At 72.8% G+C, this 26462-nt stretch carries 26 protein-coding genes and 1 riboswitch; of the genes, 18 read left to right on the plus strand and 8 right to left on the minus strand.

The window, feature by feature from the left end:
* The first annotated feature begins 53 nt into the window (after positions 1 to 53).
* Both NFU81_RS32920 and NFU81_RS32925 read left to right on the plus strand, forming a co-directional pair.
* A complete protein-coding gene (locus NFU81_RS32920) occupies positions 54 to 1319 on the plus strand; it encodes an NtaA/DmoA family FMN-dependent monooxygenase (protein WP_251498474.1) in 1266 nt (421 codons plus the stop codon).
* Positions 1320 to 2096: 777 nt separating this feature from the next.
* Positions 2097 to 2918, plus strand: coding sequence for a trypsin-like serine protease (locus NFU81_RS32925; protein ID WP_251498477.1), 822 nt, complete (start codon positions 2097 to 2099; stop codon positions 2916 to 2918).
* Between the two features lie 282 nt (positions 2919 to 3200).
* Here NFU81_RS32925 and NFU81_RS32930 read toward each other — a convergent pair whose 3' ends face one another.
* The 3 genes from NFU81_RS32930 to NFU81_RS32940 form a co-directional block, all read right to left on the minus strand.
* Positions 3201 to 4154 carry a hypothetical protein gene (locus tag NFU81_RS32930; RefSeq protein ID WP_251498479.1) on the minus strand — a complete coding sequence of 318 codons (954 nt, stop codon included), beginning with the start codon at positions 4152 to 4154 and terminating at the stop codon, positions 3201 to 3203.
* Between the two features lie 3 nt (positions 4155 to 4157).
* Positions 4158 to 4757, minus strand: coding sequence for an RNA polymerase sigma factor (locus NFU81_RS32935; RefSeq protein WP_251498482.1), 600 nt, complete (start codon positions 4755 to 4757; stop codon positions 4158 to 4160).
* Between the two features lie 97 nt (positions 4758 to 4854).
* Positions 4855 to 5283, minus strand: a complete 429-nt coding sequence (locus NFU81_RS32940; RefSeq protein ID WP_251498485.1) for a hypothetical protein — start codon at positions 5281 to 5283, stop codon at positions 4855 to 4857.
* 200 nt (positions 5284 to 5483) lie between these two features.
* Between NFU81_RS32940 and NFU81_RS32945 the strand changes: the two genes are divergently transcribed.
* The 6 genes from NFU81_RS32945 to NFU81_RS32970 all read left to right on the plus strand — a co-directional run bounded on the left by NFU81_RS32945 (position 5484) and on the right by NFU81_RS32970 (position 11129).
* Positions 5484 to 6596, plus strand: coding sequence for a glycoside hydrolase family 18 protein (locus NFU81_RS32945; RefSeq protein ID WP_251498488.1), 1113 nt, complete (start codon positions 5484 to 5486; stop codon positions 6594 to 6596).
* Positions 6597 to 6681: 85 nt separating this feature from the next.
* Positions 6682 to 7197 carry a hypothetical protein gene (locus NFU81_RS32950; protein WP_251498491.1) on the plus strand — a complete coding sequence of 172 codons (516 nt, stop codon included), beginning with the start codon at positions 6682 to 6684 and terminating at the stop codon, positions 7195 to 7197.
* A gap of 56 nt (positions 7198 to 7253) precedes the next feature.
* Positions 7254 to 9557, plus strand: a complete 2304-nt coding sequence (locus tag NFU81_RS32955; protein WP_308208345.1) for a bifunctional polysaccharide deacetylase/glycosyltransferase family 2 protein — start codon at positions 7254 to 7256, stop codon at positions 9555 to 9557.
* Between the two features lie 71 nt (positions 9558 to 9628).
* Complete coding sequence (locus NFU81_RS32960; protein WP_251498496.1) at positions 9629 to 9826, plus strand: hypothetical protein; 198 nt, start codon at positions 9629 to 9631, stop codon at positions 9824 to 9826.
* Between the two features lie 33 nt (positions 9827 to 9859).
* Positions 9860 to 10117, plus strand: coding sequence for a WhiB family transcriptional regulator (locus NFU81_RS32965; protein WP_251498498.1), 258 nt, complete (start codon positions 9860 to 9862; stop codon positions 10115 to 10117).
* Positions 10118 to 10174: 57 nt separating this feature from the next.
* Positions 10175 to 10242: riboswitch (guanidine-III (ykkC-III) riboswitch) on the plus strand.
* Positions 10243 to 10253: 11 nt separating this feature from the next.
* Entirely contained in the window at positions 10254 to 11129 is an 876-nt protein-coding gene (locus NFU81_RS32970) for an MBL fold metallo-hydrolase (RefSeq protein ID WP_251498501.1), read from the plus strand.
* 71 nt (positions 11130 to 11200) lie between these two features.
* Here NFU81_RS32970 and NFU81_RS32975 read toward each other — a convergent pair whose 3' ends face one another.
* Positions 11201 to 13171, minus strand: coding sequence for a LamG-like jellyroll fold domain-containing protein (locus tag NFU81_RS32975; RefSeq protein WP_251498504.1), 1971 nt, complete (start codon positions 13169 to 13171; stop codon positions 11201 to 11203).
* Positions 13172 to 13342: 171 nt separating this feature from the next.
* On the opposite strand from NFU81_RS32975, the gene NFU81_RS32980 reads away from it, so the two are divergent.
* Positions 13343 to 14488, plus strand: coding sequence for a Fic family protein (locus NFU81_RS32980; RefSeq protein ID WP_251498507.1), 1146 nt, complete (start codon positions 13343 to 13345; stop codon positions 14486 to 14488).
* 30 nt (positions 14489 to 14518) lie between these two features.
* Here the strand turns inward: NFU81_RS32980 and NFU81_RS32985 are convergent, their stop codons facing one another.
* Positions 14519 to 15337: a DUF2785 domain-containing protein gene (locus tag NFU81_RS32985; RefSeq protein WP_251498509.1), complete on the minus strand. Its 819-nt coding sequence runs from the start codon at positions 15335 to 15337 to the stop codon at positions 14519 to 14521.
* A gap of 152 nt (positions 15338 to 15489) precedes the next feature.
* On the opposite strand from NFU81_RS32985, the gene NFU81_RS32990 reads away from it, so the two are divergent.
* From NFU81_RS32990 to NFU81_RS33005, 4 genes are read left to right on the plus strand one after another with little or no spacing between them, the layout of a single operon-like run.
* On the plus strand, positions 15490 to 16299 hold the full coding sequence (locus tag NFU81_RS32990; protein WP_251498510.1) for an alpha/beta hydrolase: 810 nt from the start codon (positions 15490 to 15492) through the stop codon (positions 16297 to 16299).
* Positions 16296 to 17102, plus strand: coding sequence for an SDR family NAD(P)-dependent oxidoreductase (locus NFU81_RS32995; protein WP_251498512.1), 807 nt, complete (start codon positions 16296 to 16298; stop codon positions 17100 to 17102). Before NFU81_RS32990 ends, NFU81_RS32995 begins: the two co-directional genes overlap by 4 nt.
* A gap of 51 nt (positions 17103 to 17153) precedes the next feature.
* The gene (locus NFU81_RS33000) at positions 17154 to 17633 is read left to right on the plus strand and encodes a cupin domain-containing protein (protein ID WP_251498514.1); all 480 of its coding nucleotides are present in this window, start codon (positions 17154 to 17156) and stop codon (positions 17631 to 17633) included.
* 37 nt (positions 17634 to 17670) lie between these two features.
* A complete protein-coding gene (locus NFU81_RS33005) occupies positions 17671 to 18528 on the plus strand; it encodes an alpha/beta fold hydrolase (protein WP_251498516.1) in 858 nt (285 codons plus the stop codon).
* A gap of 187 nt (positions 18529 to 18715) precedes the next feature.
* On the opposite strand, the gene NFU81_RS33010 is transcribed toward NFU81_RS33005, so the two are convergent.
* A complete protein-coding gene (locus NFU81_RS33010) occupies positions 18716 to 20218 on the minus strand; it encodes an MFS transporter (RefSeq protein WP_251498518.1) in 1503 nt (500 codons plus the stop codon).
* Between the two features lie 161 nt (positions 20219 to 20379).
* Here NFU81_RS33010 and NFU81_RS33015 point away from each other — a divergent pair, with 161 nt between their 5' ends.
* A complete protein-coding gene (locus tag NFU81_RS33015) occupies positions 20380 to 21027 on the plus strand; it encodes a TetR/AcrR family transcriptional regulator (protein WP_251498763.1) in 648 nt (215 codons plus the stop codon).
* 113 nt (positions 21028 to 21140) lie between these two features.
* Here NFU81_RS33015 and NFU81_RS33020 read toward each other — a convergent pair whose 3' ends face one another.
* Positions 21141 to 21875 carry a flavodoxin family protein gene (locus NFU81_RS33020; RefSeq protein WP_251498519.1) on the minus strand — a complete coding sequence of 245 codons (735 nt, stop codon included), beginning with the start codon at positions 21873 to 21875 and terminating at the stop codon, positions 21141 to 21143.
* Entirely contained in the window at positions 21832 to 22191 is a 360-nt protein-coding gene (locus tag NFU81_RS33025; RefSeq protein ID WP_251498521.1) for a hypothetical protein, read from the minus strand. The genes NFU81_RS33020 and NFU81_RS33025 overlap by 44 nt, the downstream gene beginning before the upstream one ends.
* Before the next feature lie 374 nt (positions 22192 to 22565).
* Here NFU81_RS33025 and NFU81_RS33030 point away from each other — a divergent pair, with 374 nt between their 5' ends.
* From NFU81_RS33030 to NFU81_RS33045, 4 genes are read left to right on the plus strand one after another with little or no spacing between them, the layout of a single operon-like run.
* Entirely contained in the window at positions 22566 to 24896 is a 2331-nt protein-coding gene (locus NFU81_RS33030) for a sensor histidine kinase (protein WP_251498522.1), read from the plus strand.
* Positions 24893 to 25324 carry a roadblock/LC7 domain-containing protein gene (locus NFU81_RS33035; protein ID WP_251498524.1) on the plus strand — a complete coding sequence of 144 codons (432 nt, stop codon included), beginning with the start codon at positions 24893 to 24895 and terminating at the stop codon, positions 25322 to 25324. The genes NFU81_RS33030 and NFU81_RS33035 overlap by 4 nt, the downstream gene beginning before the upstream one ends.
* Positions 25321 to 25719 carry a DUF742 domain-containing protein gene (locus tag NFU81_RS33040; protein WP_251498525.1) on the plus strand — a complete coding sequence of 133 codons (399 nt, stop codon included), beginning with the start codon at positions 25321 to 25323 and terminating at the stop codon, positions 25717 to 25719. Before NFU81_RS33035 ends, NFU81_RS33040 begins: the two co-directional genes overlap by 4 nt.
* Positions 25700 to 26299 carry a GTP-binding protein gene (locus tag NFU81_RS33045; RefSeq protein WP_251498527.1) on the plus strand — a complete coding sequence of 200 codons (600 nt, stop codon included), beginning with the start codon at positions 25700 to 25702 and terminating at the stop codon, positions 26297 to 26299. Before NFU81_RS33040 ends, NFU81_RS33045 begins: the two co-directional genes overlap by 20 nt.
* Positions 26300 to 26462 lie beyond the last annotated feature (163 nt).

A 26462-nucleotide genomic window follows, 5' to 3' on the forward strand; every position in this document is an offset into this window, starting at 1 on the left:
CCGGTGAGAAGGGACGACCTGTGAGCGCGAAGCCTCCCAGGACACTGAAGACCGTGACCGGAGCCGGCGGTGTGTCGGAGACGTACGACCTGGCGGTCGACCCGGAGCGGTCCACCCTGGACACCGCCCTGCGGGTCGCGGCACTCGCCGAAGCGGCGCGGATCGACGCGCTGTTCACCGCCGACCTGCTGAGCTTCGGCGCGCAGGGAGCGATCGGCTCGCAGGAGCCGCTGGTGTTCGTGTCGGCGCTGAGCGCCGTCACCTCGCGGATCGGCCTGATCGCGACCGTGTCGAGCACCTTCCACCACCCGTACAACCTGGCGCGGCTGTTCGGCACGCTCGACCACGTCAGCAACGGGCGGGCCGGGTGGAACCTGGTGACGTCCTCGCTCGGCGAGGAGAACTTCGGCCCCGGCGGGCTGCCGAGCCCCGAGGAGCGGTACGCGCGGGCCGCCGAGACGCTGGAGGTCGTCAACGCGCTGTGGGACAGCTGGCAGCCGGGCGCGCTGACCCGTGGGCCGGACGGCACGGCGGTGCTGGACCCCGCCAGGGTCCGGCCCATCGACCACTGCGGCCGCTACTTCTCGGTGGCCGGCCCGCTCAACATCCCGCCGCTGCCGCAGCGCCGCCCGGTGCAGTTCCAGGCCGGGCAGTCCGACGCGGGCCGGACGCTGGGTGCGCGGTACGCCGAAGTGGTGTTCACCTCGCTGCCCACGCTGGACGTCGCGCTGGACTTCACCCGCAAGATCCGCGGCCAGGCCGAGGAGTTCGGGCGGCCCGGCGGACTGCCGCTGATCTTCAGCTCCTTCCACGCCACGTACGGCGCGACGGAGGAGGAGGCGCGGCGGCTGGTGCGCGAGCGCCGCGAGGCGATCGACTTCGAGCGCGGCCGGGCACAGGTGGCCGACATGCTCGGCGGCGGCGTCGACCTCTCGGAACTGCCGCTGGACGCGAAGCTGCCGGAGAGCCTGCTGCCGGACGTGACGGCGGTGAACCGGCGGCGCGGCCGCGTGGACATCTTCGCCGGGTACGCACGGCAGGGCTACACCTTGAGGGAGCTCGTCGTCGCCGCGCAGGACACCGGGCACTGGGCGGTCGCGGGCACGCCGGAGCAGCTGGCAGACGCGGTGGAGGAGCGCTTCCGGGCCGGCGTGCTGGACGTCATCATGCTCGGCGGCCTCGCCGACCCGCGCCAGCACGACTTCGCCGTCAACGGGCTGCTGCACGAGCTGCGCAAGCGGAAGATCGTCGCCGGGGACTACGCCGGGACGACGCTGCGCGAGAACCTCGGCCTCGAACTGCCTCCGGCGGCCGGCTGACGGCGGCCGGCGGACGGCGGACGGCGAGCACCGGCCCTCGACCCGCGGGGCGGGAACCGCCGCTCCCGGGGAGCGGCGCGCGCGGACCCGCGGGTTGCGTGGCCGGGTAGCGGGCCGAAGACCGGGGCGGCCTGCGCCGGCAGCGCGGCTGCCAGCGCGAGCAGGCAGGCGGAGCCGAGCACGGCGGCGCGCGGGAACAGCGAGGAGCGCGGCGTGGCGGGATCCGCTCGGGGGAGGACCGGGTCGGGCCGAACGGGAAGAACGCAGCTCCGTCCCACGCGGAATGCGGAGCAGCAATGACGGGAGGGGGGCAGGGGGCCGCTGCGGCGGTTCTCCCCTGGAGTCGCCGGGTGGCTACGTCAGCGACACAGCGCGCTGGACTGCCGGCCCTGGTCGACGTGGCGACGGAGCACGAGCAGGGCGGAGGTGCACCCGAGTCCCGCGGCGGCTGTCATGAACACAGATCCTGGCAGCCCCAAGTGCCCCCGGACAAGCACACGTCCGGCGGCCGGGGTCGCGGCGCGTGCGGCACCGCGGGTGGTTCGTCTGATTTGTGTGGGGCCTTGCGCCGTGCGCTCGCCTGGCCCCACACTGCACCCCGTCGGCGCGGTCCGCGGCCCTGCCGGGGCTGCGACGCGGGTTGTCGGCGTGCCCTGCGGGGTCCGCCGCGGGCGGAGGGAACGCGTCGTGGGGTTGCGTGCAGCAGTGCGGTCGGCAGGTGTCGGAGGGCGTGCGGCCGGCGGGGCGGCCGGGTTCTCCGGGGTTTTCCTGATTGTCATGAGCCTGACCTTTTCGGCCGGGGCGATCAACTCGTACAACGCGACTCCGGCGCCAGAGCGGACCGAGGTCGGGGCGCTCGTCGTGCAGTGGGACGACGACGGCGACCCGGCGACGCCCGACCGGGTGGACTGGGAGTGCTCGGGCACGATGGTGGACCGCGACACGTTCGTGACCGCCGGGCACTGCACGACCGACTGGTCCGCGGGCGTCCGCTTCTACGTCTCGCTCGACCAGGACGTGCAGACCGCGCTGGACAGCGCGGCGCGGGCACACCCCGGCGACCCGGCGGCGATCGGCGCGGCCGTGGGCGTCGAGGGCGTCGCCCACACCGACCCCGCCTACCCCGGACCGTCCGCCGACCCGCACGACATCGCCGTCGTCCAGCTGCCCGCGACCTCGGTGGCCGCCCGGTGGACGTTCACGCCGGCCGTGCTGCCCACCGCCGGCGAGCTGGACGCCCTGGCGCCGCAGCAGCTGGACGCCACCCCCTTCGAGGTCGCCGGCTACGGCACCCAGGAGGCGCAGCGCGGACCGGGCGGGCAGACCCATCCGGGCGGCGGCGTCCGGATGAAGGCGCCGGTCACCTTCAACGCCCTCAACCCCTCGTGGGTGCGGCTGGGTATGACCGCGCCGCAGGGCAACGGCGGTGCCTGCTACGGCGACTCCGGAGGCCCGAACTTCGCCGCGCTCGACGGCACCCTCGTTCTCGCGGCGACCACCATCACCGGTGACGGCCCCTGCTACGCCACCAACGTCGCCTACCGGCTCGACGCACCGGCGGCCCGGGCGTTCCTCGCGCCCTTCGTCACCCTCCCCTGACGCGGCAGTGCCGGTCGCCGTCCGCCCGACCCGGGTGGCAACGGCCCCGACGTCTGCCGAACGGCAGCTGCCCGACCACCCAGTGGCGCAACGCCCGCACCGGCTGGGACGGCGCGACCGGCCTCGGCACCCCGAACGGCATCGGCGCCTTCTGACCCGTCCTGCCCTGCACCACCTGTCCCGGCAGAGGCGTCACCCGCGGGCCGGAAGGGTTCTTCCCCTTCTGGCCCGCACCTTTGCCGAGCCGCACGTCCGCCCCCTTGCGGGCCGTGCGGCCGGGTCTCATCTGTGCCGGGTGGCGCCCGGGGCTGCCGCCTTGGGCGGGGTGGACACGGGCGAGGGCGGGCCGGTGTGCGGCGTGGGGGTCTTCTGGACGTGGCTGCGGCCGTGGCCGGGGGTGGGGGAGGGTGCGGCCGTCCGTGCGGCGCAGTACGCGTCGATCCCGGCGGCGCTGCCCGCCGCCTCGGCGAGCCGGGCCTGTATCGCCTTGTCCGGCGCCTTCCCCTCGCCCTTCGCCTTGGCGTACGCCTCGCACAGCCCCTGCATGCCCGTGTCGGCGGGCGGGCCGGACGTGGGCGGGACGGTGCCGGCGAGCGTCGGGGGCGTGCCGTGCCCGGGCGTGGCGCCCGGGGTGCGGGGCAGGCCCGGCGCCGTCCCCGTACCGCGGGCCGAGGGCGCCGGCGCCGACGCCGACGGGCTGTGCGTGCCGCCGCCGGAGGAGTGGAAGGGGTGTGTGAGGCCGCCGCCCTGCGCGGCGATGGCGACCCCGCCGAGGGCGGAGACGGCCAGCGCGCCGCCGATCAGCAACCTGACCGGACGGGGTCCTCGCCGCGTACGCCACCGGTGGCCGCGTACGGCCGGGGCCGGTACCGCCGCCGCGCGGCGGAAGGCCTCCAGTGCCGCGGCCTCGTCCTGCGGCCGGCCCGGCGGCAGGACGCGCGCGGCCGCGAGCAGCCCGGCCATCTCGGCGGACCGCGGGTCGGCGTCGGTGACGTCCTCGCCGTTCAGCAGCTGCTCCGCGACGCCCGGCCGCGGCCAGCGGCCCTGCCCGCGCGCCGCATGCCCGTCGTCGTGCTCCTGTCCGCGCTCGGCCGTGGCGGGCTCGTCCCGGCCGCCGTCGCCCCGTGGGTCTTGCGGCGCCGCATGGCCGTCGTCGTGCTCCTGCTCGTGCCCGGCCGCGGCGGGCTCGTCCCGGCCGCCGTCGCCCCGCGGGCCATGCTCTTGGCTCTCGTTCATCCCTTACTTCTCCTCAGCGCCTTTCAGACGCTCCGACAGACGCATCAGCCCCCGGTGGGACGCTGTGCGCACCGCGCCGGGGCGTTTTCCCAGCACCTCGGCCGCCATGGGGCCGTTGAGTCCCAGCACCACCCGCAGCAGCACCGCCTCGGCCTGGTCCCTGGGTAGTTCCGCTATCAGGGAGAGTGCCCGCGCCGTGGAGATGTTCTCCAGGGCCGCGCCCTCCGAGTCCCGCGTGCTCGTGCGCTCCGCGACGCGTTCGGCCGCATCCTCGTCGAGCGCCGTCGTGCGCGGGCGGACGCGGCCGCGCCGTATGTGGTCCAGCGCCCGGTGCCGGGCGATCGTCGCGGCCCAGCCCCGGAAGGACTGGCCGCCGCCCCGGAAGGCGCGGAGGTCCCTGACGATGTCGTGCCACGTCTCCGAGGCGATGTCGTCCGCGTCGTCCCCGATCAGGCCGCGCAGGTAGCCCAGCAGCATGGGATGGAGTTCCCGGTACACGACGCCGAAGGCGGCCTCGTCCCCGTCACGCGCCCGGGCGACCGCGTCGCCCAGCTCCGTGTCGTCCATCCGCGAGTGCCGGTGCAGTCTCGCGTCGCCCACCATGCCCTCTTCGTACTCGCCTGCACCGCGCGTCTTGCGCGCACCATACCCGCACCTGTGCGGACCTGCCGGTGTCCCGGCAGGTCCGCACCTTACGCCGTCACACCTGTGCCCGGCCCACCACCGCCAGGTAGAACAGCCGCAGGCTCTCCGCCTGTCCGTTCTCGTACCGTTTGATGGCCTTGCCGAGCGGGTTCCACACCCGCCCGTCGGTGGTGCGGATGCCGAACGGCTGCCCGAAGAGTTCGCGCTGGGCCGGGTCGAAATCCACCCATCGCGCGCCGGCCGCCCGGTGCAGGACCTCGCCCGTGTACGCGCCGAAGCCGGTCAGCGCGGGCGCGAGCGCCTCGGCGGGCGGGTGCTCCCGGCGGATGCCGTCGATGACCCGGTCCACCAGGGCCAGGCTCTGCGGCGAGTAGTCGAGCCGGACCCGCGCACCCTCCCTCGCCATGGCCACGACGTCCGCGGCGAACCGCGGGCCCAGTGTCTCCGCCCGAGCCTTGCTGACAGTGCCTGAGACGTGCTGCATCGTGTCGCGCCTCCATTCGCCGGACCGCCAGCCGCGGACCACGCGGCTGCAACCGAAGGCGCAGAGCCGGGCGAAAATGTCACACCCCGGGCCGTGGCGGCGATTCGTCCCGATCTGTATGCCTCGTTGACAAGGTCCAGACCAATCCGTCACCGTGTGTGGCCCCTCACGGAGAACCACCTGATCGCCAGGAGGCGTTCATGCGTGTGCTGTTCGGCAGAGTGAAGTCCTTCGCGGCGGCCGCCGCACTGGTGGCCGCCGCCGCGGCCGTACCCGCCGCCGCCCCCGCCACCGCGGCGGCTGCCGCGACCGGCACCGCGCCGCAGGTCTACGGCGCCTGGCACTGCAGCGACGACGCCTGTACGTGGGCGACGGTCCGCGACATGGCCGACTTCGACCGCAACAACCACTGGCTGATCGACCGCGGCGACGGCCGCCCCTCGGTCAACCTCGCCGTCCTCAGCTTCGTCAACCCGCTCACGCTGCTCAACGGCACGACGAACAGCGCGAACACCAACGGCGTGCCGGTCGGCATGAACCAGGCCGTGGTGAACTACTTCACCAGCCACGGCGTCCGCGTGATGCTCTCCATCGGCGGCATCACGTACACCGACGACTGGAACACCGCGCTCGCGCAGAACGCGACCCTGCTCGGCCAGAAGGCCGCCGCCCTCGCCTCGCAGCTGGGCGTCGGCATCGAGATCGACTACGAGCAGAGCGCGTCCCCGAACACCGCGGGGCTGCAGGCGTTCATCGACGCCTACCGGGCCGCCCACCCGTACGACGCGTCCGGGGCCGACCCGACCGCCCGGCTGACGATCGACGTGGCGGCCGGCGACCGCTGGCTGATCGACCTCGACCAGTACGCCACCGCCCACTGGCTCACTCCCGGCACCCCGGTGCTGGACTACGCCAACGCCATGGTGCCCAGCAGGCAGCCGTCCGCGACCGACGCCGAGTCGAACTGGCAGGAGCACCTCACCGGCAAGGCCAACTACAGCCCCGCCATCCCGCCGCTGGCCCCGGCGAAGTTCACCGGCAGCCTCTACATCGCCGAGGGCTCCAAGGCCAGGCCCGAGTGCACCGACTTCTCCTCCTCGGTGCAGAACGCGACCGGCAGCTGGACGCAGAACGCCGCACCGGCCGGCGCGGGCACCACCAACGGCCTGCTGGGGTACATGTTCTGGGCCGCGGAACGCCCCTCGACCCGCGGCGTGACCACCGACCCGCCCAACAGCTGCGAGGGCGGCGTCGGCGCAGGAGCGAGCGCGTACTCCGTGCCGGTGCCGATGCCGGCGCTCCGGCAGAGCTGAGCGCTCCTGCCCCGGTGCAAACAGGGCGTATCCGTAATATGCGCCGCTTCGCCCAAGCGGCAGACGTCTTGTAAGGTGCGCCGCCATGCAAACCCCCGCAGTGCGTCCGCCCGACGACGCCCCACCGGCGTCCAAGGCGGCCGACCACCGGTCGGGCGGCCCCGCGATGGCCGCCCGACCGGTCTTCGTCGACCCTTCGGGGCGGCGGCAGCGCCGGGTCAGGCGGCTCGGGTGGCTCCTGGTGATCCCCGCCGCCGGATACGCCGCGCTGCTGCTCAGCGCGGCCATCGGGGGGCCTTCGGTCCACTCGCCCTACCTTCCGCTGCCGGCCGCGGGGGAGCATGGCGCGGGCTCTGCGACCGCCAGGCCCTCGGCGCCGGACACCGCGGGCCGTACACCCGCCGCGCCCGGCTCCGTTTCGCCGACCGCCCGCGCCACGGCCGGCGGCGTGCCCGCGGCGGGACCGGCGCCGCGCCCGTCCGCGCCCGGGAGCACGACGGCCGCCACGAGCGCGCCCGCCACCGCCGTTCCCATCGTGACGCACGGCAAGAGCACCGCGACGCACCCCGTGCCCACCCACACCGGGCACGGCCGCGGATGAGCCGCAGAACGACAGCGCCGAGAGGGCGCCGCGGCCGCCGGGGCGTCGTCCGCAACGTGCCGCTGCGCACGCACTGGCTCCTGCTGACCGTGCTGGTGCTCACGCTCGCCGGGGCGCTGCTCATCCAGGGCTACACCCAGCACATGTTCGGCATCGGCGACGACGCGGCGGGGTCGGGCGGCGGTGCGGCGGGCCGGGTGCCCGCGGCGGTCGCCCACGGCGGTCCGGTGATCGACAGCGCCGTGACGCCCGCCCGCACCGCCCGCCCGGCCGCCCGCACCCTGGCCCTCACCTTCGACGACGGCCCCGACCCGCGCTGGACGCCGCAGATCCTCGACGTGCTGCGGCGCCATCACGTGCACGCCACGTTCTTCGTGGTCGGAACGGAGGTCGCCGCCCATCCGGCGCTGGTCCGGCAGATCCTCGCCGACGGCAACGAGATCGGCATCCACACCTTCACCCACGCCGACCTCGGCACGATTCCCGGCTGGCAGCGCTCGCTCGAACTGCGCGAGGCGCAACTCGCCCTGGCCGGCGCCACCGGGAAGACCAGTTCGCTGCTCCGGCCGCCGTACTCCTCGGTCAACGGCGCGCTGGACGACCGCGACTGGGACGCGGTCACCACGGCCGGCGGCGACGGCTACCTGACCGTGCTGACCACCCAGGACAGCCAGGACTGGCAGCGCCCGGGCGTGGACGCCATCGTGGCGAACGCGACCCCGCACGGCAGCGCCGGACAGATCCTGCTGATGCACGACGGGGGCGGGGACCGTTCGCAGACCGTCGCCGCGCTCGACCGCTTGCTGCCGCAGCTCACGGCCCGCGGCTTCAGGTTCGCCACCGTCGGGGACGCGGTCGGCATCCCGCAGGCGATGCGCCCGGCCAGTGCCGGTGACCACCGGCTCGGGTACGCCCTGATCGGCACGCTCGACGCCAGCGCGTGGGTCCTGCGGGTCCTCGGCTGGCTGCTGCTCGCGGCGGGCGTGCTCGCCGTCCTGCGCGCCGCCGCGGTGGTGACCGCGGCCCGCCGGCACGTCAGGCGGCGCGGCCGGGGGTGGGGAGCGCCGGTGGTCGAACCGGTCAGCGTCATCGTGCCCGCGTACAACGAGAGCGCGGGCATCGAGGCAGCCGTCCGCTCGCTGCTCGCCTCCGACCATCCGGTCGAGGTCGTGGTCGTCGACGACGGGTCGACCGACGGCACCGCCGAACTGGTGGAATCGCTGCGCCTGCCCGGCGTGCGGGTGATCCGGCAGGCCAACGCGGGCAAGCCGGCCGCCCTCAACACCGGTATCGCCGCCGCCTCGTTCGACCTGCTGGTGATGGTCGACGGCGACACCGTCTTCGAGCCGGACGCGGTCAGGGCACTGGTGCAGCCCTTCGCCGACCCGCGCGTCGGCGCGGTGTCCGGCAACGCCAAGGTCGTCAACCGCGGCGGGCTGCTCGGGCGCTGGCAGCACATCGAGTACGTGGTCGGCTTCAACCTCGACCGCCGCCTGTTCGACCTCGGGCAGTGCATGCCGACCGTGCCGGGCGCGGTCGGCGCCTTCCGCCGGAGCGCGCTGCTGCGGGTCGGCGGCGTCAGCGACGAGACGCTCGCCGAGGACACCGACCTGACGATGGCGCTGTGCCGCGACGGCTGGCGGGTGGTCTACGAGGAGGGCGCGGTCGCCTGGACCGAGGCGCCCGCCTCCCTCGGCGCGCTGTGGCGCCAGCGGTACCGCTGGTGCTACGGCACCCTGCAGGCGATGTGGAAGCACCGGGGCGCCCTGGTCTCCCGCGGCGCCGCGGGAAAGCTGGGCCGCCGCGGCCTGCTCTACCTGCTGCTCTTCCAGGTCCTGCTGCCGCTGATCGCCCCGGTCGTCGACGTGTTCGCGGTCTACGGCCTGGTCTTCCTCGACCCCTGGCGCATCCTCGGCCTCTGGCTGGGCTTCCTCGCGCTCCAGGCGGCCATGGGCGCGTACGCCTTCCGCCTGGACGGCGAGCCCCGCGGCCCGCTGTGGACGCTGCCGCTCCAGCAGTTCGTCTACCGCCAGCTGATGTACCTGGTCGTCATCCAGTCGGTGGCCACCGCGCTGGCGGGAAGCCGGCTGCGCTGGCAGCGCATGGAGCGCTACGGCACCCTCACCGTGCCGGCCGGACCGTCCGCGACCGCGGCTCCCGCGCAGGACGACCGGGCCGCAGCCCCCGATCTGGCCGAGGCCTGGCTGGAGGAGGTCCGCGGCGCGGCGGACCCGGAAGGCGTCCGCTACCTCGGCACCGGCCGGACCCCCGGCCTGTACGGCGAGCCCGACGCGCCGGGGCCGCACGCCCCGGCCCCGGCACCGTACGGCCACGGGGCCGCGCCCTACGGGAAGTTCTGACGGCCCGGCCCGGGTGAACTTGTTCGCCGTCTTCCGGCTTCGTTCTCCGCTCAGCGGTCAGGAGAGGGGACATGACGCACTACAGGATGACGACACAGACCAGTCACTCGTGGGACTCCGGCGCGTCTGTCGGCCGGGAGCACAAGCACGCGCGGGCCGGGCGTCCCAGTCACCACGCCGCGGGCGCGCTGACGCCGGGGCGCATGGTCCTGCTCGCCGCGGCGGCCCTGCTCGTCGTCGCCGCCGTGTTCGTCGTCGCCTTCGGCTGACGACCCCGACGCCGATCACACGAGGAAGGAACCATGATCCAGAACTGGCAGCACCGCGCTGCGTGCCGTGACGAGGACCCCGAACTGTTCTTTCCCGTGGGCACCTCAGGCCCCGCGGTGCTGAAGATCGAGGAGGCCAAGGCCGTCTGCCGGCAGTGCCCCGTCATGGACAAGTGCCGCCAATGGGCACTGGAGACCGGCCAGGACTGCGGGGTCTGGGGCGGGCTCAGCGAGGACGAGCGCCGCGCGGCCAGGCGCCGCGCCGGCCGCCTGCGCAACCGCCGCGACTGAGCGGTATCCGGCCGGAGGGACGTCGGAGCCGTCGGCCAGTGCCGTGCTAGCGTCGCGGCGGAGGCCCGTCGGTGCCTGCCCCGGACGAGATGTGCGCCGTACCCGGCCTGCCAAGACGACGCATCCAGGAGGCGTCATGGCCGCAGGCGCGTCCTTCGTCGACTTCGGCAGCCCGGCCCCCCGGCCTCGCGGACTGGACGTCCGCTGGATCCACGGCTCACCGTCCGCCAAGCACAACACCGACCCGGACATCCAGGTCCACGAGTACGACGAGCACACGGTCGTCCTGCGGCAGAACATGGCGATCGACTACGAGGCGCCGTTCCTGTTCCTGCTGTTCGGCAACGACCGGGCGGTGCTGGTCGACACGGGAGCCACCGCGTCCGCCGCGTTCCTGCCCCTGCGCCAGGTGGTGGACCGGCTCGTCGACCGCTGGCTCGCCCGCCACCCCCGGCAGGAGTACCACCTGCTGGTGCTGCACACCCACGCCCACCGCGACCACGTCGCGGGCGACGGCCAGTTCGCCGACCGCCCCGGCACCACGGTGGTCGGCGCGGACCTGCCCACCGCCTGGGCGTACTTCGGCTTCCACCAGGACCCCGACGCCGTGGCACGGGTCGACCTGGGCGGCCGGGTGCTGGAGTGCCTGGCCACTCCCGGCCACCACGAGTCGGCCGTCACCTTCCACGACCCGTGGACGGGATTCCTCCTCACCGGCGACACGGTCTACCCGGGCCGGCTCTACGTCCAGGACCGGCCCGCCTTCGCCCGGTCGATCGACCGCCTGATCCGGTTCTCCGAACGCAGGCCGGTCACCCACGTCCTGGGCTGCCACATCGAGATGACCGCGGAACCGGGTCTGGACTACCCGATCCGCACCACCTACCAGCCGGACGAACCCCCGTTGCAGATGACCACGGACCACCTGCGGGAGATCGCCGCCGCACTCAGGGAGGCCGGCGACCGCCCCGGCCGCCACGCCTGCCCTCTCTTCGTCCTCTGCTTCGACTGACCGGCGTCTCCCCCCCGCGTCTCCCGTCTCTCGCGGATGGCGGCGGAGACGGGGGACGGAGGGAGGTCGCGTCACTTGGCGGTCAGGAACTCCCGTACGGGCAGGGGCCGGTTGACGATGCGGGTGTCACCGACGTTGCCGTGGAAGACGATGTCGACGGCGCCCGCGTACTCGTGGCCGCCCAGCAGCCAGGGCAGGCCGAGCGAGGTGAGGCCCTGCGACACCCGGCTCGGGTTGTCGGCCACGGGGGCGCTGTCGACGTACAGCCTGGTGAAGCGGCCGTCGTTGACCACCGCGAGGTGCCACCACCTCAGCTCCACCAGCCCGTGGCCCCAGTTGGTCGTGGGGTAGGTGGTGTTCAGCGGGTAGTGGTTGAACTGCGGCTCGCGGCCGTTGTTCGAGATGGCGAGCTGGACCACGGGCTCGTTCAGGTCGGTGTTCTTGCCGTGCTTGCCCGCGGCTCCCGCGGAACCCCGGCGGCTGAGGATCGCCGCCCAGCCGTTCCTGCCGGCGTCCCAGTCGAGCGGCATCATCACGAAGGTCTCGATCGTGTACCCGCTCCTGAACGTCTCGGCGTTCAGCGGAGCGTTCGCCCCGGTGGTCAGGTACGTGCCGTGGACCGGGTTCCGGCCGCCGGCGAACTTCAGGCTGGCGTGTCCCGGCTGGTCGGGGTGGTGGTCGGCGGACCAGGTCAGCGCGTCGGCGGCGGTACCCGGCACGGTCACCACCGTCAGGTCGTTGCCCTTGCCCGACAGGTCGCGGACCGTCTGGCCCGCGCTGAGCGCGGTGCCGGGAGCGCCCTGCCCGTCGAACCGCCAGTAGGCCAGCGTGCCCTTCACCAGCTCCTCGGCGGCCGGGCGGGAGGGCCTGACCGGAACCGGGACGAAGCTGCTGAACCGCTCCTCGAAGTCGATCGCCACCGAGAAGTTGTCGACCGGGCCGGTGATGCGGGCGTGCTCGGCGGCCAGCTCGCTGCGCGACTCCGGGTCCTGGGCCAGGATCCACGGGTTGATCGTCTCGACGTCGATCGTGTTGCGGGCCAGGTCGAAGTGGTACAGCCGGATCATGGCGCCGCCGCCGAAGTAGCGGTTCTGGTAGTTCGTGATGTGCATGTGCACGTCGTTGCCGAGGTCGTTCTTGCGGGTCATCCGCCCGGGCGGCCAGTAGTGGCCGTTGAGGGTCAGGAAGACCTGGTCGTTGTCCTTGACCAGCCTGTCCCACATCGTCTGCCCGTTGCCCACCATCACGGCGTTGTTCTCGGGGTCGCCGGACTCGTACGGGAAAACGTTGTCATCGTAGGGCGAGGCCACGATGTCGTGCGACGTGAGGATCACCGGCATCTTCGGGTGGGCCTTGATGACCTCGTTGGCCCACGCGTAGCCCTGGTCGGTGGTCCGCCAGTCCAGCGCCAGCACCAGCCACGAGCGGCCGGCGGCCTGGAAGACGTGGGCGGTGTTGTAGCCGGTCGGGTCGGAGCCGGCGAACGACTTCGCGCGCCTGAAGCGCTGCGGTCCCATGGTCTGCAGGTACGGGGTGTCGCCGCGGCTGTCGTCGCCGCTCACGTCGTGGTTGCCGGCCAGCACGCTGTACGCGGCGCCGTGCGAGTCCAGCAGCGCGAACGCCTTGTCGACCTCCTGGAACGACAGCGGGTCGGCGTCCTCGGTCAGGTCACCGAGGTGCGCCATGAACACGATGTTGTTGTCGGGGGTCCCGCTGTTGTCGATGATGTAGCGGAACGACTCCTCCTGCGGCGCCCGGTTGACGCTGTCCTGGCTACCCCAGTAGAGGAACTGGGTGTCCGGCATGACCGCGAGGGTGAACTGCAGGGCGTCCGGGTCAGGGTTCCACGCGCCGGTCTTCCCGGTCCTGGCGCTCTCGCCGGCGGCCGCGGAGTCCGCGGCGACCGCGGGGGTCCCGCCGAGTGCGGACGCGCCGACTCCTACGGCCGCCGCTCCGGCACCGGCCAGTGCGGCGTTGCGCAGAAAGCCCCGCCGGTTCTGCCCGGCGTGTCCTTGTGACGCCGCGTCATCATGAGTGCACATAGGGGGCCTTTCGCTATCGATGGTTTCATACGCCAACGACGCTACTCAGAGGCGCCCTGAGCTGGGCAGATTCCAGATGACGAAGGAACTTCGAGCAGTTGTCCAGATTGTGGGGTGCGTGCGCGCGGGCCGCGAGGTGGTGCAATGATAGGTAGCAGGTATCATTGCTTCATGTTGTACGCGACGCCGTCCCTCTCCTCCGCCGATGACCGCGTTCTCGCGGAGATCGCCGCCATGCACTCCGAGCTGAGCCATGCGGTACGCCAGGCGCCGGCGAAGTGGACTCTGGACCTGCGCCGCGCTCTGACGGCCTCGGCGATCGCCGCGTCCAATACCATCGAGGGCTTCCAGGTCGATGTGCGCGACGTCGCCGACCTGATGGACGGCGAGCGGGAAGGTATCAACGCCAGCGAAGCCGACAAGGCGGAGACCCTCGCCTATCAGCAGATGATGACGTACATCCAGTCCCTCTACGACGTCGAGGATTTCGCCTACGGCAAGGGCCTTCTCAACTCTCTGCACTGGATGTTGCAGGGCCACCACCACAGCCGCCGGAGACCCGCGGGCCAGTGGCGCCGCAAGCCCATTTTCATCAGTGCCGCGGGTGATCCCCTCAGCGTGGAGTACGAGGGGCCGGGCGAGGACCGGCTGCCGGCTCTCACCGGCGAGCTGGTCGACTGGCTCAACGAGGGTGACCTCGACGCGCACCCCTTGGTCCGCGCCGCCATGGCCCACCTCAACCTGGTGAAGATCCATCCGTGGGTCGATGGCAACGGCCGCATGTCCCGCAGCCTGCAGACGCTGGTCATCGCCCGGCAGCGCGTCCTCGCGCCGGAGTTCTCCTCCATCGAGGAATGGCTCGGGATGCCCGGAAACACGTGGGACTACTACAGGGTGCTCCGCGACGTCGGTGGTCCCGTCTACTCGCCGGAACGCGACACCGGCCCGTGGATCTCCTTCAACCTGCGCGCCTATCACGAGCAGGCCCAGCGCGTGCGGCACCGTGTGGAGCGTTCCACGGACGTCTGGCTCCTGCTCGACCAGCACGCTGCGAGCCTCGGTGTCAGCGAGCGGCAGGTCGCGGCTCTGCACGAAGTGGCCATAGCCGGACGCGTGCGCCGGTCGCGCTACGAGAAGAGCGAAGGGCTGAACTCCCAGCAGGCCACCCGGGACATGCAGGCTCTCGTCAGGTCGGGCGTCCTGGCTGCCGTCGGACAGACCAAGGGCCGTCACTACGTGGCCGGCGACCACTTTCCCCAGGATGTCCTCGAAGCCGCCCAGCGCCGCCACACGATCCGCTACCCCTACGGTTCCTAGCCGCCGTCCACCGCCCCTCGCGGGGCCGCCTCAGCCCAGCCAGTGGTAGGGCAGGCGGAGGATTTCGAGGGTGCGGGCGGTCACCGCGGCCGCGTGGGGTGGGATGCCGCCGTCGGACAGGCCGCGGGTCAGGTGGAGGTGCAGGGACTGGAGGGTGGCGAAGGTGTTGAAGGCCCATGCCGGGACCGCGCCGGGGCCGCTGTCCGCGAAGGCCGCCGTCACGGTGTCGAGCCAGCCTGTCGCCTGCCCCTCGGTGAGGCCGGGGGCGAGCAGGATGCGGGTGACGGCCGCGGCCAGGCGGGCGTCCTCGACCTGGACGTAGCGGTAGCCGGTGTCCCGGGCGGTCATGCGCAGCGCGCACAGCTCCAGCAGGTCGGTGCTGCGGTCGGGCAGCGCCGCGGCGAAGGCCGCGGCAGCGTCGGCGCCGTGGGCGACGGCGTGCAGCCAGCCCAGCTCGTCGTCCCAGCCGCGGGTGTCGCGCTCGTGCGGGTACCAGGCGGCGAAGCCGGCGTACCAGCGGCGCACCGCCGCCTCGGGGACGGCGCCCGGGACCTGGCGGCCGCGGGCCAGCACGCACTTGAGCACCAGGGGCGCGAACGTGCGGGCCTGGACGTCGGGGTGGGTGAACCGCCCGGCGGCGGTGTCGCCCATGGCGGCCAGCACGCCGTCGAGGTGCCCGGCGCGGATCCAGGCGGCGGCAGCGGTGTAGGCGTGCTCGTCGCGTACGACGGGGTCGGGGGAGACCAGCATCTCCGCCAGCTCGTCGCCGATCCGTTGCGCGGCCACCCCGGCCGGGAACGCGAAGTCCCCGGCGGCGACGGCCGTCCAGTCCACTACACCCCTGCGCATCGCGCCAGCTTTCCACGTGCCACCACCCCGGGGAAGGGCTTCCCGATTCCGGGGTGGGGGGATTCGGGACTGGGGTCTTTCCACGGTTCGAGCGGGCGGTTCCCGATGGTGTGCTGCTCGGCGTAACCGATCCCGAGAAAGGCACCGCGACGATGCCCAGCCCGATCCCCGTCCTCTTCATCCACGGCCTGTGGCTGCACAGCACCTCCTGGCAGCCGTGGATCGACCTCTTCCGCCAGGAGGGCTACGACCCGTCCGCGCCGGGCTGGCCCGGCGACCCCGACAGCGTCGAGGACGCGCGGCAGAACCCGGAGAGCATCGCCGACCACGGCATCGACGACGTCGTCGAGCACTACGCGGCGATCATCCGAGGCATGGACACGCTGCCGATCCTGATCGGCCACTCCTTCGGCGGCATGATCGCCCAGAAGCTGCTCGGCCAGGACCTGGCCGCGGCCGCCGTGGCGATCGACGCCGCCCAGATCAAGGGGGTCCTGCCGCTGCCGCTGTCCGCGCTGCGATCGACGCTGCCGGTGTTCAGGAACCCGGCGAACAAGCACCGCGCGGTGTCCCTGACCGCCGAGCAGTTCCGCTTCGCGTTCGGCAACGCCGTGACCGAGGAGGAGTCCGACGCGCTGTTCGCGCGGTGGACCATCCCGGCGCCGGGCAAGCCGCTGTTCGAGGCCGCCGCGGCGAACTTCAACCCGCACTCGCCGGCGAAGGTCGACACCGCGAACTCCGGGCGCGGCCCGATGCTGCTGATGTCCGGCGGCAAGGACCACACCGTCCCCGAGGCCGTCACCCTCGCCACGCTCAAGCAGTACCGGCATTCCGAGGCGGTCACCGAGTTCGTGTCCTTCCCCGACCGCGGGCACTCGCTGACGATCGACGGCGGCTGGCGTGCGGTGGCGGACGAGGCGCTGGCCTGGCTGCGGCGGCAGAGCCTGGAGTCGCCGCGATGACCGCTCCCGCCTTCGACCTCGGCCTGGCCGGCCAGAGCGCCGTGGTCACCGGCGCCGGCCGGGGCATCGGCCTCGCGGTCACCGAGGCCCTGCTGGCGGCCGGCGCCCGCGTCGTCGCGGGGACCAGGAGCCGCAGCGAGGCGCTCGACGACCTGGTCGCGAAGGGCGCCGAGCTGACCGTGGTGGAGGTCGACCTGGCCACCCCCGACGGCCCGGGGACGCTCGTGGCCGCGGCGGCCGATCTGCACGGCGGGCTCGACGTCCTGGTGAACAACGTCGGCGCGGTGCGCCCCCGGGTCGACGGCTTCCTGGCGACGACCGACGCGGACTGGGAATGGACGTTCACCGCCAACCTGATGGCTGCCGTCCGGACCACCCGCAGCGCCCTGCCGCACCTGATCGCCACGGGCGACGGCCGGATCGTCACCGTCTCCTCGGTCAACGCCCGGCTCCCCGACCCGCTGGTCATCGACTACAGCGCCGCCAAGGCGGCCCTGTCCAACTTCTGCAAGGCACTGTCCAAGCAGGTGGGTCCGCAGGGTGTACGCGTCAACTGCGTGAGCCCGGGCCCGGTCGAGACCCCGCTGTGGAAGGGCGCGGACGGCGTCGCCGCGACCGTCGGCGCCGGTCTGGGCCTCGATCCGGCCGCCGTCGCCGCGAGCGCCGCGGCCGAGGCGGTCACCGGCCGCTTCACCCTGCCCTCCGAAGTGGCCGACCTCGTCGTGTTCCTGGCCGGCACGCGCTCCGGCAACGTCACCGGCGCCGACTTCCTCATCGACGGCGGCATGACCGACACCCTCTGATCCCGGGCGCCGTCCGCCGGCCCGCCGCCACCCACCACCCCAGGAGTGATCATGATCAGGAACTTCCCCGCCTTCGAGCCCACCCCCGAGCGCGAGCCGTTCTGGTTCCTCGGCGGGCAGGCCAGGGTCCTGCTGCCCGGGTCCGCGACCGGCAACGCCATGAGCCTCATGGAGTTCTCGGACCCGGTCGGCCACGCGCCGCCGCAGCACGTGCACGAGAACGAGGAGGAACTCTGGTTCGTCCTCGACGGCGAGGTGTCGTTCTTCGTCGGCGACGAGCGCCATGACCTCACCCCCGGGCAGGTCGCCTACGGCCCGCGCGGCGTGCCGCACAGCTACCTGGTCCGCTCCGGCGAGGGCGCCCGGATCGCCGTCGTCTTCAGCCCGGCCCTCATCGAGGAGTGGTTCAAGGCCAACGGCACCCCGGTCGCCGAGGCCCGGGACCACCCGCCGGCCTTCGACCTGGCGGCTGTCGTGGGCTCGGCCGAGGCCTTCCGGCTGCGCGTCACCGGACCGCCGCCGACGCTGTGACCCCTTCCCGCGACCCCGAGACCCGAAGGAAGCCGACATGACGTACACCGAGCCCGCGCCGTCCCGCCGCGCCCTGCTGCGGCGCAAGAGCGTCGTGATCCCCGCGCTGGCGGCCGCGGCCCTGCTCGCCGTACCGGCGAGCTCGCAGGCCGCCCCGAACCCGGCGGCCGGGGCCGCCCGCGCCGTGAAAGCGGCCAAGCCGACGATCGTCCTGGTCCACGGGGCCTTCGCGGACTCCTCCAGCTGGGATGGCGTCGTCACCCGGCTGGAGCGCGACGGCTACCCCGTCCTCGGCCTGGCGAACCCGCTGCGCGACCTGGCGGGCGACGCGGCCTACCTGTCGAGCGTCCTGGACTCGATCCCCGGCCCTGTCGTCCTGGTCGGGCACTCCTACGGCGGCGCGGTCATCACCGACGCCGCCGCGGGACACCCCAACGTCAAGGCCCTGGTCTACATCGCGGCGTTCGCGCCCGACCAGGGCGAGAGCAGCCTGGGGATCACCGGCGAGTATCCGGGCAGCCAGTTGCCGTCGTCCCTGGTGGTGCGGTCATTCCCCGGCGGCGGGCAGGACGCGTACATCGACCAGGCCGCCTTCCGGAAGGTCTTCGCCGCGGATGTCCCGGCCGGCCGGACCCGCCTGATGGCGGCCGAGCAGCGCCCGGTCGCGGTGGCGGCGCTGGCCGCGCCCAGCAGTGCACCGGCCTGGCGGTCCATCCCGTCGTGGTACCTGGTCGCCGGCGCCGACCAGGCCATCCCGCCGGCCGCCGAGCGGGCCATGGCCCAGCGCGCCCATGCCCACACCGTGACGATCCCGGGCGCCTCGCACGCCGTGTCGGTCTCCCACCCGGGAGCCGTCGCGGACCTCGTCAGGGCGGCCGCCCGGGCCACCGCCTGACCGAGTGACCACCGCCGGCGGGACCACGCGGCGACGCGCGGTCCCGCCGGCTGCCGTTCCTCTGGCGAGCGGTTCTGGCGCGGGAGGAGGCCGGCGCCGGTCGGCAGGTCCTGGCCGCACGGCCCGCGAGGCCAGGACCGCCGTACCCGCTTCCCGATCCGGCCCGCGCGGTCGAGCGCCCTCGCCGTCAGGCGGGTTCCTCGACGGGGTGCTTCTGCACGGCGTCCTCCTCGTCGTCGGGGTGTTCCTCGACGGAGTGGGAGTCGGTGAGGCTCAGCGCGCCGCCTGCCGCGATCAGTCCGACGACGACGGCGAGCACGGCGTAGGTGATCCGCTCGCCGTGGAAGAACGACGCGACCAGGTCGCTGCTCCACGTGCCGGCCGGCAGGTGGGTGGTGACCAGTGCGGCGATCAGGGTGCCGACCACCGCGGTACCGACGCTGGTACCGACCTCCTGGGCGGTGTCGTTGAGGGCCGCACCGATGGAGGTGCGGTTGCTCGGAACCGCGTCGACGAGCGCGACCGCGCAGATCGTCATGACGGTGCGCAGCCCCACGGTCATGAGCACCATGCAGACGGCGATGGCGGCGTACCCGTGGTCGACACCCCAGGCGAGGCCTGCCATCGAGCCGGCCAGGCAGGCCGCGCCGACCAGGCAGGCGATGCGGTGGCCGAACCGGCGGGCGAGCCACTCGGACAGCGGGGTCGCACCGATCATCGTCACGATGATCGGCAGGTTGGCCAGGCCTGCCCGCACCGGGCTCCACCCGTAGGCGTACTGGAAGTGCAGGATCAGCCCGAACATCACGCTGGCCATCGCGATGGACGTGCCGATCTGCGCGATGGCGGCGCCGCGGACGGTGCCGCTGGAGAAGAGGCCCAGGTCCAGCATGGGTGCCGCGCTGCGGCGCTCGTGCCGCACGAACGCGATCGCGGCCACGACGGCGCCCACGATCGAGGCCAGGGTGGTCGCGGAGAGCCAGCCGCGGTCGACACCGCTGGTCAGCGAGTAGCAGGCGAGCCCGATGGCGGTGACGCTCAGGACGGCGCCCGGCAGGTCGAGGGCGTCGCTGGTCAGGTCCTCCCGCCGGTCGGCCGGGACGCCGAGCCGCACCCCGATGCACGCGATCACCGCGATCGGGGCGTTGACGACCAGCAGCCACTCCCACCGCACGTGGGCCAGCGCGGTGCCGCCGAGTAGCGGCCCCAGGACGAAGCCGGACATGCCGACGATGATCATCACCGTCATGGCGCGCATCCGCAGGGCCTTGCCGTCGAACAGCCGGAAGACCAGCGAGTTCGTGATCGGGGCCATCGCCGCGGCGGCGACGCCGAGTGCGGCGCGCAGCGCGATGAGCTCGCCCGTCGTGGTGACGAGGACCACGCACAGGCTCAGCGCGCCGAACACGGCGAGGCCGGCCAGCAGCACCCGGCGGCGGCCGAGCCGGTCGGCCATCGACCCCGCGGTGAGCAGCAGCCCGCCGAAGGTCAGCGAGTACGCCCCGGTGACCCACTGCAGCGCGGTCGTGCCGCTGCCGAGGTCGCGGCCGATCGTGGGCAGCGCGATCGACAGCAGCGTGTTGTCGACCATCTCGACGAAGAAGGCCAGGCAGAGGGCGGCCAGGGGAATCCACGCCGCGCGCAGCGACGGGTAGGTGCGGGACGGGGCTTCAAGCGTGGCGGTAGTCATGGCAGTCCTCCAATCGAACGCCGTTCGGCTATCGAACAACGTACGATACGGTACGATAGAACAACGTTCGATACAGTGCAAGACGCGTGGGGATGTGAGCCATGGCACACCTGCAGAACCGCCCGGGTCCGGGCCAGGGACGTCGACGGGCTTCGCACTCGATGGAGTCCGTGCTCACCGAGGCGGTCGCCCTGCTCGACGAGGCCGGAGCGCCGGCGCTGACCTTCCGCGCGCTCGCGCAGCGCCTCGGCGGCGGCGTCGCCAGCATCTACTGGTACGTCGCGAACAAGGAGGAGCTGCTCGACCGCGCCACCGACCACGTGATCGGCACGGTGCTGGCCGAGATCGAAGCCCTTCCGGGCAGCGACGACCCGATCGACGACCTCCGCGCGATGGCCGTGACGCTGTTCGACGCGATCCTGGACCGGCCCTGGCTGGGCGCCTACTTCATGCGCAACACCGACGTCCAGGGCAACTCCCTGCGCCTGTACGAGAAGCTCGGCCGGCAGACCCTCCGCCTCGACCTCAACGCGCTCCAGCGGTTCCACGCCGTGTCCGCGGTCGTCGGCGTCGTCGTCGGCTCCGCCGTCGACATGGGCCAGGAGCCGCCCGAGGAGGTCCTCGACGGCTCCGTGAACCGCGACGAGTACCTCGGCCGCTACGCCCAGACCTGGCGGGAGCTCGACCCCGAGGCCTACCCGTTCGTCCACGAGATCGTCGACGAGTTCGACGGCCACGACGACGTCGACCAGTTCCGCTCCGCACTGGACCTCACCCTGGCGGGCCTCCGCCTCCAGTCCGGCGCCTGAGCGGGCCGCGGCGGGGCGGGGGAGCGGACCGTTCCGGGTGGGACGAGCGCGGGAACCGCTCAGAGCCCGGTACGGCTGCCTCCGGGGGACGGCGGCAGCCGGGTGGGTCTCTCCTACCGGTGCTCGGGGTTCTCGCTGTCGCCGTGGCAGCCGGCGTCCCAGGCGGCGCGCTGGTTGCCGTAGGCGGGGATGCCGCCGGCGTCCTTCAGCATCCGGGCCAGGTGGAGGAGGTTCCAGGTCATGAAGGCGGTGTTGCGCTGGGTGAACTCGTTCTCCGGGCCGCCGGAGCCGGGGTCGAGGTAGGAGGGGCCGGGACCCGCGCTTCCGATCCATCCGGCGTCCGCCTGCGGGGGGATGGTGTAGCCGAGGTGCTGGAGGCTGTAGAGGACGTTCATCGCGCAGTGCTTGATCCCGTCCTCGTTGCCGGTGATCAGGCAGCCGCCGACCCTGCCGTAGTAGGCGTACTGGCCTGCGGGGTTGAGGAGGCTGGAGCATCCGTACAGCCGCTCGATGACCCTCTTGGTCACCGAGCTGTTGTCGCCGAGCCAGATCGGGCCCGCCAGGACCAGGATGTCCGCCGCCATGACCTGCTCGTAGACGGCGGGCCAGGCGTCACTGGGCCAGCCGTGCTCGGTCATGTCCGGCCACACGCCGGTGGCGAGGTCGAGGTCGACAGCGCGCAGGACGTCGACCGCGACCCCCTGGTCCCTCATGATCCCGCTGCTGCGATCGACGAGGCCCTGGGTGTGGCTCCTGGCCGGCGACCGTTTGAGGGTGCAGTTGACGAAGAGCGCCCGCAGGTCGTCATAGCGGGCGGGCGGCTGGTCGTTTTGCGACTGGACGGTCATGGAAGGCTCCGATGATCCTGCCGCCGTGCGATGTCACGGTGGCGCAACGCAGCCCATCGTCCTGACTTGCCGAGCAGCCGATCCCCAGCGGCACGACGGCCCGGGCACGACCACCCGGACGGCGCAGCGAGATCCCCCCGCACCCCCGGCCGACGCCTGCGGCAACCCGCCCGCCGGCCCGCGCGTCGGCCCGCGCGTCGGCCCGCGCGGCGGCGACCGCGCGGGCCGACGGGTTCGCGGCAACCGGGTCGGTCACGGCAACCGACACGCCGACCGGATCGAGCACCGCACCGGTGCTCGGGTCCGTGACGTCCACGGAGACGTTGTGAACGCCCGCCGCGGGAAGGGCGATCCGCCACGCCGCTATGCGGTCGCCGTAGTAAGGACTGGGTACGAAGTCCGGCGTCGTGGCGACTGAGCCGCGATGCCGAACCGGTGAAGTAACGGGTGGAACAAGGGACTTACGGTCCATCGGGGCATGTGGCTACTATCGGGCAACCGATGGCCGGTACTTGACGTTATGTCGTCGGGGTTGCGTCGTACGGCGAGGAGAGTGTCCCGAAGGTGACCGGATTGGGCCGTCTCGGGCGGCGAAAGCCGGGGAGTCCGACTGGCGAGAACGGGCCATCGAAGGCGACCGGTCGTCCCGCGGGGCACCTTGGATCTGTTCGGCGGCTGCCGCTTCGCACGGTGCTGATCATTCTCGTGCTCGTACCCGGCCTGGGCCTGTCCCTCCTGTGGGGGCTGGGCACGTACCAGCTGCTCACCCAGTGGCAGGCGGAGAAGGCGCAGCGAAACCTGGGCGTCGCCGTCGGCAACGTGACGGTCACCCTCCTGCTGGACCTCGAGCAGGAGCGTCGCCTCACCGCTGACGTGCAGGCCGACCCCGGCGCCGCCAACCGGGGCAGTCTCGCCGCGCAGCGTGCGGTGACCGACCGGGCCGTGCGAGACGCCCGGACGCTCGTGCACCTGGACACGGCCCACGGGCAGAAGGGGCTCGCCGCAGGCATCGCCGATACCGAGCAGAGCCTCGACGCGCTCGCCGAGCAGCGCAAGGCGGTGGACGCCGCCACGTCCAGCGAGCAGCAGGCCTTCGACTACTACAGCGAGGCCCTGGACTCGCTCCTCGGCCTGCTCACCGCGCTCACCCACAGCAGCAACGGCGACACGGCCGCACTGTCGCAGTCACTGGTCGATCTCTTCTCGGCCATGGACATGATCGGCCGCGAAGACGCCCTCCTCGCCCGCGGCTGGAGGACCGCCCATCTGACGACCGAAGCCCGCGACGGACTCATCGACGCCATCGGGACCCAGGAGTACCTCCTCCAGTCGCGCGTGGCCCCCTTCCTCACCGGTGAAGAGAGCAGCACCTACCGGGCACTGACGACCAGTAAGGCGTGGCAGAACAAGAAAGCGGTGGAGGAGCAGCTGGTCGCCGCCGGAGCCGGCAGTGCAAGCGACCGCCAGGAGTTCGCCCGCACGCGCGCCGACTGGCGCACCTCGGTGGACAAGGTCCAGCCGCAACTCCTGCGGATCGTCGCCATCCGGGCCGACAGCGACACCAGGGTCGCGGCCGACAGCGTCCGGCACCTGCGGACCCTCCTCATCGGTCTCGGCGTCGCGGGACTCCTCGCGCTGGCCCTGGTCGTCGCCACCAGCTGGCGGCTCACCGTGGTCCTGCGCCGGCGCATCCTCGGACTGCGGGAGGAGGCCCAGGAGCTCCAGACACGGCTGCCGGACGTCGTCGCCCGGCTGGAGCGCAGCGAGGACGTGGACGTCGACGCGGAGATCCGGCTGCTCGAACCCACCCCCGACGAGCTCGGCGAGCTCGGCAGGGCACTGAACCTGGCCAGTCGCAGCGCCGTGTCCACCGCCGTACGGCAGGCCCAGCAGCACCGCGGCTTCGAGCGCCTGCTCCAGCGCATCGCCCGCCGCACCCAGATCCTCATCGGCCTCCAGCTGAAGAAGCTGGACGAGCTGGAGAACAAGCACGAGGACCCGGAGGTCCTGGAGGGCCTGTTCGACCTGGACCACCTCACCGCGCGCCTCCGCCGCTACGAGGAGAACCTGGTGATCCTCGGCGGCGGGCTTCCGCAGCGCCGCTGGCGCAGGCCCGTACGCCTGCTCGACGTGCTGCGCGCCGCGCAGGGGGAGGTCCAGGACTACCGCCGTATCGAGGTCGAGGTCGAGGACGAGCCCTGGGTCGCCGAGCGTGCGGTGGGACCACTGGTCCACATCATCGCCGAGCTGATGGAGAACGCCGCGGCCTTCTCCAGGCCGCCGACCCCCGTCGAGGTGCGGGCGGCGCGGGTCAGCAGGGGCGTCGCCGTGGAGATCGAGGACCGGGGCCTGGGCATGGTGCCCGCGCAGTACGCCGCCGCCAACGCCCTGATGGAGTCGCCACCGCAGCTCGACGTGCTGACCCACGCCGAAGACGTGCGCTTCGGCCTCTACGTGGTCGCCCGGCTGTCCAAGGGCCTGGACCTCCAGGTGGAACTGCGGCCGTCCGCCTTCGGCGGCACCCGCGTCATCGTTCTGCTCCCGGAGTCGCTGGTGGTGGGCCGCCCGGCCGAGGTGCCGCGGCCGGCCGTGCGCCCGGCGCAGGCCGACGTGCGCCCCACCGGTCCGCGGCCCCATCCGCCGCAGGCCCAGGCCGGTGGCGGGTCACCCGCAGCAGCGGACGGGAAGTTGCCCGTCCGCTCCAGAGGACACGCGATGGCACACGTCACCGCGGCCCCGTCGCGGGAACGGGGCGACGCGTACGGGTCCACCGGCGTCCAGCCGCTGCCCCAGCGGGTGCGCCAGGCCAGCCTGGCCGCCGAGCTCAGGGTCCCGGCGGACGAGGCCGGACACGGTGGTCAGGAGACCCGGGGCACGGACGGGCCGCCCAGCCGGTCCGGTGCCGTCGTGGGCGCGTTCCAGAGGGAGTCCCGCAGGGCACGGAAGGCCGACAGCGCCCTTCGGCCCGGGCTGGACGGCCTCCCTGAAGTCGGCTCTGCTACGAGGGAAGATCGAGAATGACGCAGCGAACCACCGGTACCGACGCGGACCTGGACTGGCTTCTCGACGGCCTGGTCGACCAGGTCGCGGGCACCCGGCACGCCGTCGTGCTGTCGAACGACGGCCTGGTGATCAGCCGGTCGCGGACCGTCGACCGCTCGGACGCCGAGCGGCTGGCCGCGATCGCCACCGGCCAGCAGAGCCTGGCCCGTGGTGTCGGGCAGCTCTTCAGCGGCGGACCGGTCCACCAGGTCATCGTCGAGATGGCCGACCTGTGGCTGTTCGTCATCGCCGCGGGCCACGGCACCCACCTGGCCGTGGTCGCCTCCCAGGAGGTCGACGCCGAGCTGATGAGCGTCGCCATGCACACCATGGTCCAGCAGGTCGGCCAGAAGCTGGGCGCCGACCCGCGAGATTCGCAGCCCGAGGCTGCGGGCGGGCACGGATGAAGCACTGGACCGAGGAGTTCGACGACGACGATGCCGACGAGCCCCTGGTCCGTCCTTACACGATCACCGGCGGAAGGACCGCTCCCGAGCGGCACGGCCTGACGCTGATCACCCTGGTGGCAACCGTTCCCGAGGCCTCTGCCCAGACCGGTCGCGGTCCGGGCAGGTGGCAGCCGGAGCACCGGACGATCCTCGCCCTGTGCCGGCGCCCCACCGCCGTCGCCGAGATCGCCTCCGGGCTCGGCCTGCCGGTGTCACTGACGAAGATCCTCATCGGCGACCTCATCGACGCCGAGCAGGTCCGGGCCAGGCCGCCACGGGTCCTGCGCGGGGACGGCGGCCTCCGCGACAGAACGATTCTTGAGGCGGTGCGGGATGGACTACGCGAACTCTGATCACGGAGGCGCTGATCCGCTGGCGGTGAAGGTCCTCATCGCCGGCGGTTTCGGAGTCGGGAAGACGACCATGGTCGGCGCGGTGAGCGAGGTGGCCCCTCTGCACACCGAGGAGTACCTGACCCATGCCGGCATCGGCGTGGACGACCTGGAGCTGGTGGACGGCAAGTCCACCACCACCGTCGCGCTGGACTTCGGGCGCATCACCATCAACGGTGAGCTCGTCCTCTACCTCTTCGGCACCCCCGGGCAGGAACGTTTCTGGTTCATGTGGAACGACCTGGTCGACGGGGCGATGGGCGCGATCGTCCTGGTCGACACCCGCAGGCTGGACGTCAGCTTCGCGTCGATCGACTTCTTCGAGAGCCGCGGTGTGCCCTTCGTCGTCGGCGTCAACTGCTTCCACGGCGTCAGGGACCGGACCGCCCAGGAGATCCGCGCGGCCCTCGACCTGGACCCCGGCGTCCCGCTGGTCCTCTGCGACGCCCGCGACCGTACGTCCGGCAGGGACGTACTCCTCGCGCTCATCGACCACCTGATGGCCGACCAGCCCGACCCGTCCCCCCACGCGGTGTCCTGAACCCCGACATGCTCCAGGCAGGCCCCTCCGCGTCCTCTGCTTCCCCTGCTTCTTCGTGCGGGAAGGTTTCGTCCTCCCCGAGGTCCGGAGCCTGGAAAGGGTTCGTCTTCGGAGGCGGCGATGCTGCGGCGGAACAGCGGGGCTGGCCTTCCAGGGCGGAGAA

It is taken from the genome of Actinacidiphila cocklensis, assembly GCF_907177275.1.
Taxonomy (GTDB): Bacteria; Actinomycetota; Actinomycetes; order Streptomycetales; family Streptomycetaceae; genus Actinacidiphila; species Actinacidiphila cocklensis.